Below are 18459 nucleotides of genomic sequence, written 5' to 3' on the forward strand. Positions count from 1 at the left end.
CTGCGGATCTCGACACGGCCGCAGGCGGCCTGATCGATCACCGGATCGTGGGCGCAGGCTGCCTACTGGCCCACCGGTGGCCTCGTCAGCGCTGTGCGCGCCTCGATCGCAAGGTCGGGCTGGTCGGCGAATACCCCGTCGACACCCATCCGCATCAGCTCGAGAAACTCGCTTCTCCAGTCGCCGAACTGGCGAGCGAATGTGCCACACCGCAGATTTTTCGCGAGAAACGCGTTCTCTGCCCGCAGCGTCCAGCAGAAGACCGTGAGCCCGGCAGCATGAGCGCGCGCGACCAGCTCGGTGCCGACCGACGGTGCCGAAACTGCCGAGCCCGAGGCATCCGCCGCCTGCAGAATGTGTTTGTCCACACTGATCCCGTGCACGGATGCGGCGAGCGCCGGCATCCCGTCCGCCGTGAGATAGGACGCGTAGGTGCGGGCCTCGTCACCTCGCGCCGCCACCTCGTCTGCCGGGCATCCCACCGGCTCGACGAGAAATACGTAGCGCGCCCGCACACCCCGGTCACGGATCTGCCCAAGCACAGTGAGCTCGAAGCATTCCACAGTGAGCCGGTCGTCATCGGTCCAACCGGAAGCGAGTAGTTCCGCCGCAAAGAGTTCGTCCAGTGGCAGACCGATCGACGCAAAATAGCTCGCGTGCTTGATTTCGGCGACCATGCCGATCCGCGCACCGAGTGCACTCAGCGGCGCCGCATCGAGCAGCGCAAGAAGGTCCACCAGTCGCAGGATGCCTTCGCCCGCGAACTCTGTGTTGGCCGGCCGCAGCTTCGCCAACCGCTCGGTTGCCTGCAGGGTGGTGAGCTCCGCCCAGGTGAAGTCCTCAGTGAACCAGCCGGTGAGGGTCTGCCCGTCGACCACCTTCGTCGTGCGACGGTCGGCGAATTCGGGATGCGATGCGACATCCGTCGTGCCCGAAATTTCGTTCTCGTGGCGGATCACCAGCACGCGGTCCTTCGTGGCCACAAGGTCGGGCTCCACGGCATCCGCGCCCTGCTCGAAGGCAAGTTCGTAGGCCGACCGGGTGTGCTCCGGCCGGTAACCGCTCGCTCCGCGATGGCCGATCACGAGGAGAGGAATCTGCGTCACACCCTTAACGCTACGGGATGCGGATGCCCCGCCCTGCGGACTTGCTACTCTCGTGGCCATGGCAAAGTGCAGGAACTGTGGGGCTGCGCTCGATTCGAGCTGGAAGTTCTGCACCACCTGCGGCTCCGCCATCCCGGCTGCGAGCAAGGCGAGCACCACAGTGTCGACCCCGCAGGGCAGCAGCACGCAGAACACCAGCACGCAGAACAGCAGCACGCACGGGCCGTCCGCTCCTGTGATCCCAGAACGCGAGCCGATCCCAGAACGCGAGCCGATCCCGCAGCGTGAGCCGATCCCGCAGCGTGAACCGATCCCGCAGCGCGAGCCGATCCCGCAGCGCGAGCCGATCCCGCAGCGCGAGCCGATCCCATCGGCTATCCGCTCTGACGAACCAGACGATGGTCCACTGCCTCGCCCTCGGATGGATGCCGCCCTCATCTTCGGCATCGCCGTGGCGATCGGCGGCGGCATACTGATCATCATCGTGGCGATCGCCCTCTTCAGTCCGCGAGGTTGATGGCGTGGGCTCCGCAGTGCGCCGGCAAGAACCGACCGCGGAGCTTCAGCTGCGCTGGGGAGGCTATCGCGGTCGCCATGCCGGAGCACTCGCGCTCATCGTCGGTGGTGCCCTTCTGCTGCAGGCAGGATCCGTCTATGCAAACGGCCTGATCGTGGTTGGCGCTTGCGCTCACATTGCCGGGTGGCTGATCGTGCCGGCTCGGGGTGTTGCTCGCGCCGCGGTTGTTGGTCCGAGTGTGCTCCTCGTCGGCGCTCTGCTGCTCGGATCGGTAGCCGCTGTGCTGCTCGCCGCCCCCCTCGCCTTCTGGCTGCTGCTGCGACAGCGCCCGGGGGCGAGCTACCTGGCCACACTGCTCCCGGTGGCGAGTGGACTGATGCTCGCACTGCTCTATCCGCAATATGGCAACGGTGCGATCGTGGTCGGTGTCTCGCTGGTGGTGATCGTCGGCGCGGCCTGGATCGCGCGCTGGATCGCGGTGCGCACGCACCTGCGGCAATAGCAGGGCAATGCCCAGCCTCTCCGAGCCCTCGGCCGATAAGCTGAGGACGTGCCCACATCAAACCCCGCATTCAACCGCTCCCCCGCATTCTCAGAGAATCGCGATGTCGTGGCGAAACTGCAGGCGAATCCTGTGGCGAAAGTGTCAACCGAGGGCATGACCGCTGCCCAGTTGACCGAGCTGTACAGTGTGCCCTCTGCCACGCCGTCCGACACGGACCGCATGTCCTACGAAGACACCATGGTCAAGATCACGATCTCCTTCGTGATACTGCTCGTCGGTGCCGCAGTCGGCTGGTTCATCCCGGCGCTCGCACTGCCGGCGGCCATCGTCGGCTTCGGGCTCGCCCTGGTGAACATCTTCAAGAAGAAGCCCTCACCGGCGCTGATACTGAGCTACGCCGCGGTCGAGGGAATCTTCGTCGGTGGCATCACGGTCTTCTTTGAATCCAAGTTCCCCGGCATCGCCGTTCAGGCGGTACTCGGAACCCTGGTCGTCGTCGGTGTGACTCTGGCTCTGTTCGTGAGCGGCAAGATTCGCGCGTCGAAGCGGGCCACCAAAGTCTTCCTGATCGCGATGATCGGCTACGGCGTCTTCTCGCTGATCAACTTCATCGGGGTAGCAACCGGCCTCAACTCCGATCCCTACGGCATGAGTGGAAGCTTCAGCATCGCCGGCATTCCGCTCGGCGTCATCCTCGGCCCGCTCGTCATCATCATGGCGGCGTACTCCCTCGTGCTCGACTTTGACAGCATCAAGACCGGAGTTCAGCGCGGCGCGGCTCGCATCTACAGCTGGACCGCCGCCTTCGGCATCATGGTAACCGTCGTCTGGCTGTACCTCGAGATCCTGCGCCTGCTGGCCCTACTGCGCCGCTAAAGTCCCACCAGCGCCCCAGCATCCCGCGGCGTCCCACGCTACCCATTCGTGGGTCGCAATCCTCACGAACTGCGCCAAGTTGTCGCTCTATCGCCGCTATAGCGACACGATGCCGCAGTTCGCGGCACCGTGGTCAGCGGTCAGCGGTCAGCGGCGAGCTACTCCCACTCGATGGTGCCCGGCGGCTTCGACGTGACGTCGAGCACCACCCGGTTCACCCCGGCGACTTCATTGGTGATGCGGTTTGAGATACGGGCAAGCACGTCGTAGGGCAGTCGGGTCCAGTCGGCAGTCATCGCGTCCTCGGATGACACCGGACGCAGCACGATCGGATGACCGTAGGTGCGGCCGTCACCCTGAACGCCGACGGAGCGTACGTCCGCAAGCAGCACTACAGGGCACTGCCAGATCTCCTTATCGAGACCGGCGGCGGTGAGTTCGGCGCGAGCGATCGCATCCGCCTTCCGAAGCAGCTCCAGGCGGTCGCGGGTGACTTCGCCAACGATGCGGATGCCGAGTCCTGGACCGGGGAACGGCTGGCGGCCCACGATCACCTCTGGCAGTCCGAGCTCACGCCCGATCGCCCGCACCTCGTCCTTGAACAGGGCGCGCAGCGGCTCGACGAGTGCGAACTGCAGGTCTTCGGGCAGGCCACCCACGTTGTGGTGACTCTTGATGTTCGCGGTTCCCGTGCCGCCACCCGACTCGACGACATCCGGGTAGAGCGTGCCCTGCACGAGAAAGTCAATTGACGCGCCGTCCCCCGCCGCCTCGGCGACGAGCTCAGCGGCCGCCGCCTCGAAGGAGCGGATGAATTCGCGCCCGATGATCTTGCGCTTGGTCTCCGGGTCACTTACGCCAGCGAGCGCGTCGAGAAACCGGTCGACGGCATCGACGGTCACGAGTCGCACCCCGGTGGAGGCCACATAGTCTTCCTCGACCTGGCGACGTTCATCCTGGCGCAGCAGCCCGTGGTCCACGAAGATGCAGACGAGCTGGTCACCGACGGCTCGGTGCACAATCGCTGCGGCTACCGCAGAGTCCACACCGCCGGAGAGGCCACAAATTACCCGCGCCGACCCGACCTGGGCCCGGATGCGTTCGACTTGCTCGGCGATAACGCTTCCGCTGTTCCAGTCGGCGGGGATACCCGCAGCGTCGTGCAGGAAATTCTCGAGCACGCGCTGGCCGAACTCCGAGTGCTTCACCTCCGGGTGCCACTGAACCCCGTACATCCGCTTTTCATCGCTGGCAAAGGCCGCAACCGGAGTGGATGCGCTCGACGCCAGCACAGTAAATCCTTCTGGCGCCTTCGATACCGAGTCACCGTGACTCATCCAGGTGGTCTGCTCGGTCGGTTGGTCGCCGAGCAGCGTCGAAGAGCCGGCCGCGAGGGTGACAGCGGTCGCGCCGTATTCGCGAAGCCCCGTGTTGGCGACCTCGCCTCCGAGCTGCTGAGCCATCACCTGGAAGCCGTAGCAGATACCGAGGGTGGGGACTCCGAGTTTCAGGATGCCCGGATCGAGAGTCGGTGAACCGACCTCGTACACACTCGATGGACCTCCGCTCAGCACGATGCCGGCCGGATTGAGGGCTGCAACCTCTGCCGCAGTGATCGTGTGCGGCACGATCTCGGAATAGACGTTCGCCTCGCGCACCCGGCGGGCGATCAACTGGGCGTACTGGGCGCCGAAGTCGACAATGAGTACGGGACGGTGGTCGGTCTCGCCGCGTGTCGCGCTAATGATTAGTTACCTCCGAGGGAGCAGCCGCAGCCGCCTGTTCGAGCTCGGCGAGCTCGAGGCGCACGCGACGCGTGATGAAGTGCTCGACGATGAAGGAGAGGAATGGAACAACACCACCGAGCGCGATCTGGATGAATCGGAGGAACGGCCAGCGCATGAAACTCCACAGCCGGAAGTCGGCGAAGAGGTAAACCACATACAACCACCCATGCGCGATGAGGATCGCCGTGGACAGGTTGATCGCGCTCACTGTGCCGTCCGGCACCAGCGCGAGCAGGCCTTGCGAACCACCGAGTTCGATTTCCCGCTGGATGGGCGTGTACTTGAGCACCATCTCGAGAACGAGGAGCAACAGCAGCGTGCCGGTGACATAGGAGGACACCCGGTACCACTTCACCGCCCCGCGGATTTTCGGGAAGTCAGACAGTCGGGGTCGAAGCGCCATTGGGCTAGTTTACCTGCGCCGGTTTGGCTTCCGCAGCGGTGCTCGCCGCCGCGTGTGCCTCCTCGGCCTCTTCCCGCTCCCGCTCCCAGGTGTCGCGCACGAGGCGGTACCAGAGGAAGATCGCGAAGCCGGCAAAAACCACCCACTCGACGGCGTAGAAGATATTCAGCAGATTGAGTTCGACGGCCGACGACGGCTTCGGCGAATCGATCCGCGTGAGGCCCTGCGCAGCGACGGCCGACGTGAGGTAACCGCCGTAGATTCCCGCAGCATCCGGAATCTTCCACGTGTTGAGGAACGCCCCGGGCGTCATCGTCGAGAGCTTGCCGCGTTCGAAGTCGCTGTCCTGCGGACCTTCCGCGGGAATGTAGCGTCCCGTGATCGGCACTGCCGACCCACTAGCTTCCGCCCCGAGGGTCGTGAGGGCCGTGAGAGCGGATGCTGCACCGGCCCGATCCGCAGACCATCCGACCGCCACAGCCAGCCCAGCCGTTTCGCCGGGATTCGCCGTGCCAGAACCCAATTCTGCGGAGAAGTGGCCCACGACCCAGTAGCCGGCGGTTCCGGCATTCAACCGATCACTCACGATCGAATAGTCCACCGCGTTCCAGCGTCCGGTCACGGTCACGAGCTGCGCGGTCGCACGGTCGGTCACGGGCGACTGTGGCTTCGCGACATCCTGCAGCGGCAACACCGTCTCGGTATCGCGCTCGATCACAGTACCGGTGGCGATCGCCCGCGCGAGCTGCCACTGGCTGAGTCCGGCGAACCCGGCAGCCACCAGTAGCGCGAGCACAAGTGCCGCGATCCATCGAGGGCGGCGAGCGACCGTCCATACTGTCTCTGCCTCGGTCATGTGTTCAATATTCCGGATCCCTGGTGCGTTCAGCCTGCGCATCTGACTGCAGCATCGCCTGCTGGATCAGCCGGTCGGCTGCGGTGACTGCATGATCGGGGTCTCCGGCATCGAGCCCCGCGGTCGCCGCTTCGACCAGGGCGATATTTTCCTCCGCCATCATGACGTTTGGCTTGGCTGCGGCCCTGTTCTTTTTCTTTTTGGTGCGCAGGATGACGGCGCCGATCTTCTCAGAATTGGCCGCCAGGATCGGTCCGATGATCGACATCACCAGAACGTAGAGACCGGCGAACGGCACGATCCGACTGTCGAGACCCGCGCTGATCGACAGTGTCGCGAGGATGAGCGCGAACTCGCCGCGGTTTTGCAGGATTGCTGTGGCGTTGATACCGGCCTGCGGTCCGAGCTTATTGAGCCGGGCAACGAACTGGCCGGCAATCGTGTTGAGTAGCACCGTCATCGCGACCGCACCGGCCACCGGGAGGAAGACGGTGGGAAACTGCGAGATATTGAGCGTGAGCCCGAAATTCAGGAAGAAAAAGGCGCCGAAGACATCCCGCATCGGCAGCGAGAATTGCTCGATCTTCGAGCGGTACTTGGTGGCGCCGAGCACGAGCCCGATCAGGAACGCGCCGATCGCATCCGTGACGCCGAGCAACTCGCCGATGCCTCCGAAGCCCACCGCGAGCCCGAAGAACAGGATGGTGAAGAGCTCGTCATCCTTTGTGCGGAAAAGTTTAGACACCCATTTACCGCCCCAGCGCGCAATGGTGAACATCACCACGAGGAACAGAAACGATATTCCCAGTTTGCCGACTACCGGCCAGATTGCCGTCTCACCGCTGAGGACGACACCCACGATGGCGAGATAGACCGCGATGAAGATGTCTTCGACCACAGTGACACCGAGGATCATCGGCGTCTCGCGGTTGGGAAGCCGATTGAGCTCGATGAGGAGCTTGGTGACGATGGCGCTCGATGAGGTCGCGGTGATACCGGCGATGATCAGAGCTTCACGGGTACCCCAGCCGACCCAGAATCCGAAGGCGAAACCGACAGCCATGTTCACCGCGATGTACGACCCGCCGGAGACGATTAGCTTGCCGGCGTTACCGAAGAACTCATCCTGGTCGAACTCGATGCCCAGGTTGAACAGCAGCAGGATCAGTCCGAAGACCGCAATCAATTCGATCTTGCCGGAATCGAAGTTGAGAGGGAACCATCCGGTGTTCGGGCTGGCCAGCAAGCCGACCAGCATGTAGACCGGAATGGCTGGCAAGCCGATCAGCTTGCCCAACCGACCAAAAACATAGGCAATGAGCAGGAGTGCTCCGAGAATCGCGAGCTCTTCGCCCAGATGCACCTCTAGCCCCTGGGCGGTGGGTCGACGGGAGTCCTGGTGGCAAATGCGATCTCACCGGTGCGGTAGAAGTTGAAGGCCTTGTTCACCTTCTCAGGGGAGCCAGCGACCACGAGTGTGTCGCCGGGAAAGACCTTGAAGTCGTCGGCGGGAGCCGGGTTCGCTGACTCGCCGCGCACCACCGCGACGACCGTCAGGCCCACGACGCCATGGGAGGCGAGGTTGCCCAGCTGTTGGCCGGCGATATGGTCGTCGTAGTCCACCGTGAACCAGTCGATGGAAAGACCGGGGATCTGATCGAGCTTGTCGAGGCCCTCCGTGATGCGGGTACCACCGAGCAGTTCGGCGAGGGTGTGAGCCTCGTCTTCGCTCAGGCGCAGTGAAACCTTGCTGGCATCCGATCCATCTTCCTCATCGGCAAAGGTGATCAGATCACTGTGTCCGGAGCGGTGGGTGATGACGCCAGCCTTGCCGCCATCAGCGGTGACGAAGGTGTGAAGAACACCCACACCCGGGAGTTTCACCCGTCGGACATCGACCATTGTGCGCACCCTTTCAGGACCCGTATAAATCGACCCTCAGTCTACCGTGACGCCCCTGAGCCGCTCCCGTCTAGAACTCAGGCGGCCAGGTGTGGGCGCGCGCCCGCACCCTCTGTAACTACCTGGTGGAGATGATGTCCGGCGCTTCGAGCCGCACTCGATCAGCCGACTCGTCATCGGGTTCGAGCTGGCTGTCCCGCTCGGCCTGAACGCGCTTGAGGTAGTTGCTGGTCTCATGACCAACCTTCCCGGCATCCCAGCCCAGAACATCGCCCATGAGCTTGGCCGCGACTGGGGCTGCGGAGATTCCCCGATCCCAGGCTTCGATCGAGATGCGGGTGCGGCGCGCGAGCACATCCTCGAGGTGCAGGGCGCCCTCGTGCGTTGCCGCGTAGACCACCTCGGCCTCGATGTAGTCGTCAGCTCCGGGAAGTGGGGTGCTGAGCGAGGGCGTCTGGCGGATCAGGTCCAGCAGCTCATCCGTCATCACGCCATAACGGTTCAGCAGGTGCTCGATGCGCACCGTATGCATTCCGAACGCCTGAGCGATCTTCGCCCGTCTATTCCACGCCGCCTGGTAGCCCTCCGCTCCCAGCAGTGCGATGTCCTGGGTCACGCTCGGGGGCACATTTGCATCGAGCGACGCTGCTGCCGCGTCGATGGCATCCTTCGCCATAATGCGGTAGGTGGTCCACTTTCCGCCAGCGACGACGACGAGGCCAGGCACGCTGTGCGCCACGATGTGCTCCCTCGAGAGCTTCGAGGTCTGGTCTGACTCACCGGCAAGCAGCGGACGGAGCCCCGCGTAGACACCCTCGACATCATCCCGGGTGAGCTTGACTGCGAGAACCTCATTGACATGCTCGAGGATGTAGTCGATGTCTGCAGCGGTCGCGGCCGGGTGCGATTTGTCGAGGTGCCAATCGGTATCAGTCGTGCCAATCAGCCAGTGACGGCCCCACGGGATCACGAACAGCACGCTCTTCTCTGTGCGAAGCAGCAGCCCCATGCTCGACTGGAAACGATCGCGCGGAACGACCAGGTGCACGCCTTTGGATGCCCGCACCTTGAATTGCCCGCGCTCACCAACCATCGACTGGGTGTCATCAGTCCAGACACCGGTCGCGTTCACGACCTGCTTAGCGCGGATCTCGAACTTCTCGCCGGTTTCCACATCGTGGGCTGTGGCGCCGACCACTCGCTCACCGACCTTGATGAAACCTTCGATGCGCACCCTGCTGGCAACGTGGGCGCCATAAAAAGATGCCGTCCGGGCCAGGCTCGCAACGTAGCGTGCGTCATCCACCTGGGCGTCGTAGTAGGTGATGCCGCCGATCAGCGCGTCGTTGGCGAGGCTCGGGATGGAGCGCATCACTTGCGTCTTGGAGAGGTGGCGGTGATGGGGAACGCCGGGTGGGCGACCGCCGCTATAGCTGAAGATGTCGTACAGGAGCATGCCCGCCCCGATATAGAGCCGCTCGATGACGCGCTTCTTGAGCGGGTAAAGGAAGCGCACCGGCTTGACCAGATGGGGAGCGAGCCGCTGCAGCAGAAGACCCCGCTCGATGAGAGCCTCGCGCACGAGTCGAAAATCCAGCTGCTCGAGATAGCGGATGCCACCGTGTACGAGCTTCGACGACCGACTCGACGTGCCGCTGGCCCAATCCCGTGCCTCGACCATCCCAACACTCAAACCGCGGGTTACCGCGTCGAGGGCACAGCCTGTGCCGACAATTCCACCCCCCACGACCAGAATGTCGAGTTCTTTTTCCTTGAGCGCGGCTATGGCGGCAGCGCGCTCATCCGGTCCCAGTTTCGATGAACGGGTAACCGTCTTCAGTCTGGCCATCTGTGCCTCCGTCAGTTATGCGTCTCCGCACCTTCGGTATTGCTTTCGATCTGCAGTGCCTGGCTGCACTTCCCGTGCGCACTTCCAGTCTGTACTGCTGGCCGCCACTTGTGGATTTTATTTCTGGCCGCTGCGGGTGGGGCCTACGTGTTGGTCCTACTTTTGGTAGGGCGCGACCACCACTTCGACCCGCTGGAATTCCTTGAGGTCGGAGTATCCGGTGATTGCCATCGATCGACGCAGCGCGCCGACGAGGTTGACCGTGCCATCCGCAACTGTGGATGGTCCGAACAGGATCTGTTCGAGCGGTGCAACCTGTCCGACTTCGACTCGGTTGCCGCGCGGGAATTCGCTGTGGTGCGCCTCAGCTCCCCAGTGCCATCCGCCCCCGGGTGCCTCGTTCGCACGAGCGAGCGTCGAGCCGAGCATCACTGCATCCGCTCCGACGGAGAACGCCTTGGCGATGTCCCCCGAGGTGCCAAGACCCCCGTCGGCGATCACGTGCACATAGCGTCCGCCGGATTCATCCATGTAATCACGGCGCGCACCCGCGACATCCGCCACCGCAGTAGCCATCGGAGCGTGGATGCCGAGACTCGCGCGCGTCGTCGATGCCGCTCCCCCGCCAAAGCCGACGAGCACACCAGCCGCACCCGTTCGCATCAGGTGCAGTGCCGGCGTATATCCCGCCGCGCCACCGACGATCACGGGTACATCGAGTTCGTAGATGAATTTCTTGAGGTTGAGCGGCTCTTGGTTCTGGGAGACGTGTTCGGCGCTCACGGTCGTCCCGCGGATCACGAACAGGTCAACGCCGGCCTCGATCACGGTCTTGTGCAGCTCCTGGGTGCGCTGGGGAGAGAGCGCTGCGGCGACGGTAACCCCGGCGGCGCGGATTTCAGCGAGGCGGGAGATCACCAGCTCCGGCTTGATCGGCTCGGCATAGATTTTCTGCATGCGGCGGATCGCCTCGCTCGGTGCGAGTGCCCGGATCTCTGCAAGCAGTGGCTCCGGGTCGTCGTAGCGCGTCCAAAGCCCTTCGAGATCGAGCACCCCGAGACCACCGAGGTTGCCCATGAGTATCGCCGTGGCGGGAGATACGACCGAGTCCATCGGAGCCGCAATGAACGGGATCGAAAACTGGTATGCGTCAATCCCCCAGCCGACCGACACATCCTTCGGGTCCCGGGTGCGGCGATTCGGCACAATGGCGATGTCATCGAAGGCAAACACCCGGCGAGCGCGCTTAGCGCGGCCGATCTCTACGTCACTCACGGGGACAACCCTACCTGCGGTACGCGACGGGGGATGCTCGCGCTGCGGTTGGGCAGGCGGGCGGGCAGAGCGGGGGGGATCAATCCGGGCGAGTTCGGACATTCCGGGCCAGCGTGCCGACCCGGGGTGTCCGAAGTGGCCCACGGTTGCAAGATCTCCGACACCCGAGCCCGCGGTTTCACGCACTCAGCCTCGACGAAGGCAATCCCGCTTCTCGCAGCAGCGCGAAAAGTGACCGGGGAGCCATCACATTCTCCCAGCACCATCGCGCGACGGACGGCCCGAGAGCACGAAGACGATCCTCGCGCTTTTTCTCGGCCATCACGACGTCATTGACGGAAAGTCCCTTTCGATACTGTTCCCTGATGTACTTGGCGAGTCCGTCGAACTCGCCGATCAGCCGAAACTCCGGCCACCAGAAATCCGTGAATCCGATTAGTCCCAGTCGATCATCGAATCGTTTCTGAAGCACCGGAACAGGGAAACCAAGCTCGTGGATCACCGCGCGACTGACTGATTCCCCGGGGGAGCCCGAGATGCAGTCCCCGAACTCGATGGCACGGCTCACCCTCCGAAGCCCGCGAGTGACCTCGAGCACCCCGACCGCCTCGAAGAGGTCATCGAGCGTGACGTACGGTTTCGGAGTCTGTGGAGTGCCAGGTCGAATAGCCCAGTCGAGGGCAGCAACTGCCGCAGGGAATGGCAGCGTGAGCGCGAGATCGATAATCGTGCGGCGCAGGCTCGTGATTGCGACCCCATCCACCACCTCGATTTCGCTGTCGATGTGCTTGGTTGCATGACGCCGGAATGATCCTTCGGTGCGGCTCCCTGCCGCCTCGCTCGCGAGCACGTCAACCAGCCGTGGTATTGGCCCGATGAGCGGCACACCCCACACCACTGCAGCAGATCTGTGGCTGAGCACCGGATGCGTTCGACTCGCACCGGTGGCCGCGATGACCTGGTATCGATACTGCTCGTGACTATCAAGGGTGCGCCACACGCTCATCGGCAGATAGGCACCGCGATGGATCCGCACCGCATCGCCACGTTTCACCCCCCGACGGAATGGCCTGCCGTCGAGGTCGTGTTGGGAAAGCTCGGAAACGAAAGTGATGTCATGGATCGAGGCGATTGTCTGCATCCCCCGACAGTGCCGCAGCCACTCGAGCCTCGAGGCCACAGCGGCCCATCGGTGGTGGGCGGACGGCGCATGCCGCCTGTGGAGGAGCCGTCACACGGGCAGCCTCGCTGGAGCCCATCCCCGGCAGCCATCCCCGGCAGCCATCCCCGGGCGAGTTCAGACCTTCCGGGCCAGCGTGCCGGCCCGGAATGTCCGAACTCGCCCAGTTCATTTCTGGGGGCGAAGCACGAGTGACGACTAGCGACTATCCACTAGCGCGAATAGTTCGGCGCTTCCACCGTCATCTGGATGTCGTGGGGATGGGATTCTTTGAGGCCGGCGGCGGTGATGCGCACGAACCTGCCCTTGGCCTTGAGCTCCGGGATGGTCCGGGCACCCGTGTAGAACATCGACTGGCGAAGCCCTCCCAGCAGTTGGTATGCAACGGCGGACAGCGGACCACGGTAGGGCACCTGGCCCTCGATCCCCTCGGCGATGAGCTTGTCGTCGGAGGGAACATCGGCCTGGAAGTAACGGTCCTTCGAGTACGAGGTCTTCTCCCCGCGGCTCTGCAACGCGCCGAGCGACCCCATGCCGCGGTACTTCTTGTACTGCTTGCCGTTGACGAAGACCAGGTCGCCTGGGCTCTCATCGCAGCCCGCGAGCAGCGATCCGAGCATCACGGTGTCGGCTCCGGCGACGAGCGCCTTCGCGATGTCTCCCGAGTACTGGAGTCCACCATCCGCGATCACCGGGATGCCGCTCTCACGCGCCGCAAGCGACGCCTCGTACACAGCAGTCACCTGGGGCACCCCCACCCCAGCCACCACGCGCGTGGTGCAGATCGAGCCGGGACCGACGCCAACCTTAATGGCATCCGCGCCGGCATCCACCAGGGCCTGCGCACCACCGCGAGTTGCCACATTGCCCCCGATGATGTCCACATGGCGGGCAACCGGGTCGCTCTTCAGCCGACGGATGATGTCGATCACCCCGGCACTGTCACCGTTGGCCGTGTCAACCACCAGGGCATCCACCCCCGCGTCGATGAGCAGCATTGCACGCTCCCAAGCGTCCCCGAAGAAGCCGATCGCCGCTCCTACCCGCAGTCGACCGTTTTCGTCTTTGGTGGCATTCGGATACTGCTCTGACTTGTCGAAGTCCTTCACCGTGATCAGACCGCGCAGGCGGCCGGATGCGTCGATGAGCGGCAGTTTCTCGATCTTGTGTTTCGCAAAGATGGCGATCGCATCGTCCGGGTCGATCCCCTCCGGCGCGGTGATGAGGGGGGTGCGCGTCATCACGGTGCGCACGAGAGTCGAGGCCTTCGTGGCCGGTGAGACAAATCTCATATCGCGGTTGGTGATGATGCCGACGAGAGTCCCGTCACTCTCGACGACCGGGAGGCCGGAGATACGGAATCGTCCGCAGAGCGCATCCACTTCGGCGACCGTTGCATCCGGCGAGGTTGTCACAGGATTCGTGATCATGCCCGACTCGCTGCGCTTCACCCGATCAACCTGGTCGGCTTGGTCGGTCAGTGAGAGGTTGCGATGAAGCACTCCGAAGCCACCCTGGCGGGCTATCGCAATGGCCATCCGCGATTCAGTGACGGTGTCCATCGCCGACGACAGTAGCGGGGCGGCCACGGTGATCCGGCGGCTGAGACGGGTGCTGGTATCCGCCTCGCTGGGAATGACGTCGGTATGGCCCGGCAGCAGCATCACGTCGTCATAGGTGAGCCCAACGAAACCGAAGGGATCCGGCTGCTCCATGAAGACCTCATTTTTCGCGCGAGTTGTGATGATAAAACACCCGGGCTGCGACAGTGAATCCGGTATCCAATGTTAACTGAGTTAGACCTTCAGCTTTTCCACCCCCATAATTAGCCAACCAGCAGATTGTGGCCCTGACGAAACACCGGGGACACAATCCGTAGGTAACGTCAACGACGACGTACGCCAGAAAGGCCCGGGAACCCCCTTTGTCCCGGCTGGCGCGCGTCCTGGAGGTTCCGTGACACTCGTACCAAGTGCCCGCCCGCATCGAACGCGCTGGCTCATCGGCATTGCCGCTGTGCTCCTCGCGGTGTTCGCTTTCTCGGCCAGCCCCGCGTTAGTCAATGCGGCCTTTGCGGCCTCCAGCCCCCCGGTGGATCCCACCACGGCCAAGCAGTCGATGCAGGTGTGGATTCGACTCGACTCCGACAAATCGGGGGTGCCGAACGTGAATGTGCAGGTCACCGGGGCAAACGGATTCGACCAGACCGTCATCACCGGTGCCGACGGCAAAGTGCTCATCGGCTTCGCGAAATCAGGTACCTACACCGTGACCATCGACGAAAAGTCGCTGCCCGCCGGGGCCGGATTCCCAAACCAAAACCCACGCAAGGTCGAGGTGTTCGCGCAGAACACCGAAGTGCCGGCGAACTTCCTGGTCTCACCAGCGAACAGTGCGATCGGCGCATCGACTCCGCCCGGGCCGAGCGGTGGTACAGCCAACGAAACGAGCGCGCAGTGGTGGGGCATCTTCTGGTCGAAGGTGGTCACCGGCCTCATTTTCGGGCTGTTGCTCGCACTGGCGGCCATCGGCCTTTCGCTTATTTACGGAACCACCGGTCTCAACAACTTCGCACACGGCGAGCTCGTGACATTCGGCGCGCTGATGGCCTACACCTTCAGTGGAATTCTGCGCTGGCCGGCCTGGATCGCGATTATCCTCGCCGTGGTGCTCGGTGGCGTCTTCGGGTATGTGCAGAACCAGACCCTCTGGAGGCCCCTGCGCAAGCGCAACCTCGGCCTCATTCCGCTCATGATTGTGACGATCGGCCTCTCCCTCGCCCTGCGCTACGTCTTCGTGTTCTTCTGGGGATCCGACCGACTCACGCTCCCCAATTCCACGAAACCGTTCCTGGTGATCGGATCGATCAGCCTCAAGTTCACGGATGTCGCGGGTGCCGTCGTCGCCATCCTCCTGCTGCTCGGTGTTGCGTACGTGCTGCTCCGCACGAAGATCGGCAAGGCGACCAGAGCGGTAGCGGATAACCGCTCGCTTGCTGCAGCGTCAGGAATCGACGTCGAGGGAGTCATCCGCACCGTCTGGATCGGGGGGGCAGCATTGGCGGCCCTCGCCGGGGTGTTTGTCGGGTACTACCAATCACTGCGCTGGGATACGGGAGCGTCGATCCTGCTGCTGATCTTCGCAGCCGTCGTGCTCGGTGGCCTCGGCACGGCCTTTGGAGCCCTTATCGGCTCGATCGTCATCGGCGTCTTCATCAACGTGTCGACAATCTGGATTCCGGAGAACTTGAAGTACGTGGCCGCCCTGGTGGTCATGATCCTCATTCTCCTCTTCCGCCCGCAGGGCATACTCGGTCGACGAGACCGCGTCGGATAAGGGAGCGAAACACAGCATGGATTACAACTTCATTCCCCTCTCTTTCGGCGAACTGTTCTCGCCGACAACGGCCGCCTATGCGCTCGCGACCATCGGACTGGCCGTGCACTTCGGTTTCACCGGGCTACTCAACTTCGGCCAAGCCGGATTTATGGCCATCGGCGGATACGCCTTCGCGATCACCTCGGTCAAGTGGCAGTGGCCGCTCTACGGCTCCGTTCTCGCCACTATCGTTGCCGCAACGATCTTTGCTCTCATTCTCGGGATCCCCACCCTGAGACTCCGGGCGGACTACTTGAGCATTGTGACAATCGCCGCGGCGGAGATCATCCGACTGTCGGTGAAAACGCCGGAGTTCTCGAGCATCACCGGAGGTTCGGAGGGAATCAACGGTGCCGGTGCAACTTTCAACGCGACCAACCCGCTGCCCGAGGGAAGTTTTGGATTCGGAGTGCTCACCTACACCTCCGAACAGTGGTGGTTACGAATAGTCGGCTGGACTGTCGTCGGCATCGCCCTCCTGCTGGTCTTCCTGCTCATTCGCAGCCCGTGGGGTCGCGTGATCCGGGGAATCCGCGAAGACGAGGATGCCGTGCGCAGCCTCGGGAAGAACGTCTACTCCTACAAGATGCAGGCCCTGGTTCTCGGAGGAGTTTTCGGCGGACTCGCCGGTGCGATGTTCATCCTGCCGCGATCGCTCCAGCCGGACAACTACGGCACACAGCTCACGTTCTTCCTCTATACGATCCTGCTGCTCGGCGGGGCGGCAACGGTGTTCGGTCCGGTCATCGGGTCGATCATCTTCTGGGTGACGCTGTCGCTCTCGGATGGCTTGCTCAGCCTCGGGGTGAATGCTCAAGTGATCCCGATTACCGCTATCCAGCAGGGGCCAATCCGCTTCGTCATCGTCGGCGTGGCTCTCATGATCCTGGTGATCTTCCGACCACAGGGAATTTCCGGCAAAAAGAAGGACGCCCAGTTCAGTGTCTAATCGAACTCCCCCCGCAGAACTCGTTGCCGGCCCCGCGGTACCCGGCGTTGCCAAGATCAACCCGATCCTCATCGCTGACAAGGTCAGCCGCCATTTCGGTGGATTGATGGCCGTCGAGGTCGACCACCTCGAGATTCCGCGCGGTGCGATCACCGCTCTCATCGGACCCAACGGAGCAGGCAAGACCACCTTTTTCAACCTGCTCACCGGATTCGACAAGCCCAACACCGGCACCTGGAAGTTCGGCGGCAAGAATCTCGCCCACATGCCCGCGTTCCGCGTCTCGCGGCTCGGGATGGTGCGCACCTTCCAGCTCACCAAGGCACTCGGGCGGTTGACGGTGCTCGAAAACATGCTGCTCGGCGCCAAGGAGCAGGGGGGAGAGAATCTTTTCGTTGCGCTGATCCGTCCGTTCTGGCGCAAGCGCGAGGATGCGATCACCGAGCGTGCCATGGCGCTGCTTACGAAGTTCAAGCTCGACACCAAATCTGAAGACTATGCCGCGAGTCTGTCCGGCGGACAGCGCAAGCTGCTCGAGATGGCACGTGCCCTGATGAGCGAACCGGAAATGGTGATGCTCGACGAGCCGATGGCCGGGGTCAACCCCGCGTTGACGCAGTCTCTGCTCCACCACATCCTGGACCTGAAGGCCGAGGGGATGACCGTGCTGTTCGTGGAGCATGACATGCACATGGTCAATGAGATCGCCGACTGGGTGATCGTGATGGCGGAGGGTCGCATCGTCGCAGAGGGTCCCCCGGGGGTCGTGATGAACGATCCGGCCGTGATCGATGCCTACCTCGGCGCGCACCACGACACCGACCTCGGAACTCTCACCGGACAGATGGAGATCGCGGAGGGCATGGAGTCCGCCCTCGTCAAGCATGAGATCGAGGATGAGATCGAAGCCGGCCAGGAAACCGGAATCGACGTCGACCCCTCCACGGAACATCCCGAACCCGGCGCGCGCACGACAGAGTCGAAGGGAGACGACAAATGAGCGAGATGGTACTCGAGACCACGGATCTGGTGGCTGGCTATTTGCCGGGGGTCAACATTTTGAACGGCTGCAACGTGCATGTCGGCAAGGGGGAACTCGTCGGCATCATCGGTCCGAACGGGGCGGGCAAGTCGACCCTGCTGAAGGCGATCTTCGGCCAGGTGAACATTCGCAGTGGCAGCGTCATGCTGAACGGCGACAACATCACCGGGCTCAAGGCAGACAAGCTCGTGTCGAAGGGCGTGGGAATGGTGCCCCAGAACAACAATGTGTTCCCCAGCCTGACCATCGAAGAGAACCTGCAGATGGGCATCTACCAGGAGCCCAAGATGTACAAGCCCCGCTTGGACTTTGTGACCAGCCTCTTCCCCGAGCTCGGCAAGCGCCTCAAGCAGCGCGCCGGATCGCTGTCGGGCGGAGAACGCCAGATGGTGGCGATGTCCCGCGCCCTCATGATGGAGCCGAGTGTGCTGCTGCTCGATGAGCCGAGCGCCGGGCTCTCTCCGGTCCGCCAAGATGAGACCTTCATTAACGTTGCCGCGATCAACCGTGCCGGCGTCTCCATCATGATCGTCGAGCAGAATGCGCGTCGCGCGCTGCAGATCTGCAACCGCGGTTACGTGCTCGACCAGGGAACGGATGCTTACACCGGCACCGGCCGCGACCTGATGAAGGACCCGAAGGTCATCGAGCTCTACCTCGGAACCCTCGCCACCGACCAAGAGAAGTCGAAAGAGTCCAGCTAAGCCCCTGTCAGAGGACAAGGCAGCGCTCTTCCACTTAGGTGTTCTTCCCACGGAGGTTGTGTGCGTGGCGTGAGTTGAAAAGGTGAGGACCTCCGGTATCGATATGGGTTACGACACTCATTCGATCAAA

Annotated in this window: 17 protein-coding genes; 7 read left to right on the forward strand and 10 right to left on the reverse strand. The window is 63.2% G+C overall.

Annotated features, from left to right (window positions below):
- Positions 1-62: 62 nt before the first annotated feature.
- On the reverse strand, positions 63-1106 hold the full coding sequence (locus IWX88_RS10625) for a glycerophosphodiester phosphodiesterase family protein (protein WP_370568307.1): 1044 nt from the start codon (positions 1104-1106) through the stop codon (positions 63-65).
- 58 nt (positions 1107-1164) lie between these two features.
- Here IWX88_RS10625 and IWX88_RS10630 point away from each other — a divergent pair, with 58 nt between their 5' ends.
- Genes IWX88_RS10630 through IWX88_RS10640 form a run of 3 tightly spaced genes read left to right on the forward strand, consistent with a single transcriptional unit; the run spans position 1165 to position 3004 of the window.
- Positions 1165-1623, forward strand: a complete 459-nt coding sequence (locus IWX88_RS10630; RefSeq protein WP_196830104.1) for a zinc ribbon domain-containing protein — start codon at positions 1165-1167, stop codon at positions 1621-1623.
- 4 nt (positions 1624-1627) lie between these two features.
- Positions 1628-2125 carry a hypothetical protein gene (locus IWX88_RS10635; protein ID WP_196830105.1) on the forward strand — a complete coding sequence of 166 codons (498 nt, stop codon included), beginning with the start codon at positions 1628-1630 and terminating at the stop codon, positions 2123-2125.
- A gap of 48 nt (positions 2126-2173) precedes the next feature.
- Positions 2174-3004 (forward strand): Bax inhibitor-1/YccA family protein, encoded by an 831-nt coding sequence (locus IWX88_RS10640; RefSeq protein ID WP_196830106.1) that lies wholly within the window; start codon positions 2174-2176, stop codon positions 3002-3004.
- 158 nt (positions 3005-3162) lie between these two features.
- On the opposite strand, the gene guaA is transcribed toward IWX88_RS10640, so the two are convergent.
- The 9 genes from guaA to guaB all read right to left on the reverse strand — a co-directional run bounded on the left by guaA (position 3163) and on the right by guaB (position 13971).
- Complete coding sequence (gene guaA, locus IWX88_RS10645; RefSeq protein ID WP_196830173.1) at positions 3163-4749, reverse strand: glutamine-hydrolyzing GMP synthase; 1587 nt, start codon at positions 4747-4749, stop codon at positions 3163-3165.
- Positions 4745-5194: a DUF3817 domain-containing protein gene (locus IWX88_RS10650; RefSeq protein WP_196830107.1), complete on the reverse strand. Its 450-nt coding sequence runs from the start codon at positions 5192-5194 to the stop codon at positions 4745-4747. Before IWX88_RS10650 ends, guaA begins: the two co-directional genes overlap by 5 nt.
- Positions 5195-5198: 4 nt before the next feature.
- On the reverse strand, positions 5199-6050 hold the full coding sequence (locus IWX88_RS10655) for an SURF1 family cytochrome oxidase biogenesis protein (RefSeq protein WP_196830108.1): 852 nt from the start codon (positions 6048-6050) through the stop codon (positions 5199-5201).
- A 4-nt stretch (positions 6051-6054) separates the two neighbouring features.
- Positions 6055-7413, reverse strand: coding sequence for a cation:proton antiporter (locus IWX88_RS10660; RefSeq protein WP_196830109.1), 1359 nt, complete (start codon positions 7411-7413; stop codon positions 6055-6057).
- A 2-nt stretch (positions 7414-7415) separates the two neighbouring features.
- Positions 7416-7952 (reverse strand): cation:proton antiporter regulatory subunit, encoded by a 537-nt coding sequence (locus IWX88_RS10665; protein WP_196830110.1) that lies wholly within the window; start codon positions 7950-7952, stop codon positions 7416-7418.
- 118 nt (positions 7953-8070) lie between these two features.
- Positions 8071-9801 carry a glycerol-3-phosphate dehydrogenase/oxidase gene (locus IWX88_RS10670; RefSeq protein WP_196830111.1) on the reverse strand — a complete coding sequence of 577 codons (1731 nt, stop codon included), beginning with the start codon at positions 9799-9801 and terminating at the stop codon, positions 8071-8073.
- A 156-nt stretch (positions 9802-9957) separates the two neighbouring features.
- Positions 9958-11076, reverse strand: a complete 1119-nt coding sequence (locus IWX88_RS10675) for a GuaB3 family IMP dehydrogenase-related protein (RefSeq protein ID WP_370568310.1) — start codon at positions 11074-11076, stop codon at positions 9958-9960.
- A 178-nt stretch (positions 11077-11254) separates the two neighbouring features.
- Complete coding sequence (locus IWX88_RS10680) at positions 11255-12217, reverse strand: hypothetical protein (protein ID WP_196830113.1); 963 nt, start codon at positions 12215-12217, stop codon at positions 11255-11257.
- A 251-nt stretch (positions 12218-12468) separates the two neighbouring features.
- A complete protein-coding gene (gene guaB / locus IWX88_RS10685) occupies positions 12469-13971 on the reverse strand; it encodes an IMP dehydrogenase (protein WP_196830114.1) in 1503 nt (500 codons plus the stop codon).
- Positions 13972-14212: 241 nt separating this feature from the next.
- On the opposite strand from guaB, the gene IWX88_RS10690 reads away from it, so the two are divergent.
- From IWX88_RS10690 to IWX88_RS10705, 4 genes are read left to right on the forward strand one after another with little or no spacing between them, the layout of a single operon-like run.
- The gene (locus IWX88_RS10690; protein ID WP_370568311.1) at positions 14213-15592 is read left to right on the forward strand and encodes a branched-chain amino acid ABC transporter permease; all 1380 of its coding nucleotides are present in this window, start codon (positions 14213-14215) and stop codon (positions 15590-15592) included.
- A 16-nt stretch (positions 15593-15608) separates the two neighbouring features.
- Positions 15609-16583: a branched-chain amino acid ABC transporter permease gene (locus IWX88_RS10695; protein WP_196830115.1), complete on the forward strand. Its 975-nt coding sequence runs from the start codon at positions 15609-15611 to the stop codon at positions 16581-16583.
- Entirely contained in the window at positions 16576-17583 is a 1008-nt protein-coding gene (locus IWX88_RS10700; RefSeq protein WP_196830116.1) for an ABC transporter ATP-binding protein, read from the forward strand. Before IWX88_RS10695 ends, IWX88_RS10700 begins: the two co-directional genes overlap by 8 nt.
- The gene (locus IWX88_RS10705; protein ID WP_196830117.1) at positions 17580-18329 is read left to right on the forward strand and encodes an ABC transporter ATP-binding protein; all 750 of its coding nucleotides are present in this window, start codon (positions 17580-17582) and stop codon (positions 18327-18329) included. Before IWX88_RS10700 ends, IWX88_RS10705 begins: the two co-directional genes overlap by 4 nt.
- Positions 18330-18459: the final 130 nt, after the last annotated feature.

It is taken from the genome of Frigoribacterium sp. CG_9.8, assembly GCF_015751965.1.
In the GTDB taxonomy this organism is placed as follows: Bacteria; Actinomycetota; Actinomycetes; order Actinomycetales; family Microbacteriaceae; genus Lacisediminihabitans.

Excerpts from the sequence above, each read along its gene's own strand:
- IWX88_RS10630 (WP_196830104.1), top strand. The coding sequence starts at position 1,165 with ATGGCAAAGTGCAGGAACTGTGGGGCTGCGCTCGATTCGAGCTGGAAG.
- IWX88_RS10650 (WP_196830107.1), bottom strand. The coding sequence starts at position 5,194 with ATGGCGCTTCGACCCCGACTGTCTGACTTCCCGAAAATCCGCGGGGCG.
- IWX88_RS10655 (WP_196830108.1), bottom strand. The coding sequence starts at position 6,050 with ATGACCGAGGCAGAGACAGTATGGACGGTCGCTCGCCGCCCTCGATGG.
- IWX88_RS10665 (WP_196830110.1), bottom strand. The coding sequence starts at position 7,952 with ATGGTCGATGTCCGACGGGTGAAACTCCCGGGTGTGGGTGTTCTTCAC.
- IWX88_RS10670 (WP_196830111.1), bottom strand. The coding sequence starts at position 9,801 with ATGGCCAGACTGAAGACGGTTACCCGTTCATCGAAACTGGGACCGGAT.
- IWX88_RS10680 (WP_196830113.1), bottom strand. The coding sequence starts at position 12,217 with ATGCAGACAATCGCCTCGATCCATGACATCACTTTCGTTTCCGAGCTT.
- guaB (WP_196830114.1), bottom strand. The coding sequence starts at position 13,971 with ATGGAGCAGCCGGATCCCTTCGGTTTCGTTGGGCTCACCTATGACGAC.
- IWX88_RS10695 (WP_196830115.1), top strand. The coding sequence starts at position 15,609 with ATGGATTACAACTTCATTCCCCTCTCTTTCGGCGAACTGTTCTCGCCG.
- IWX88_RS10705 (WP_196830117.1), top strand. The coding sequence starts at position 17,580 with ATGAGCGAGATGGTACTCGAGACCACGGATCTGGTGGCTGGCTATTTG.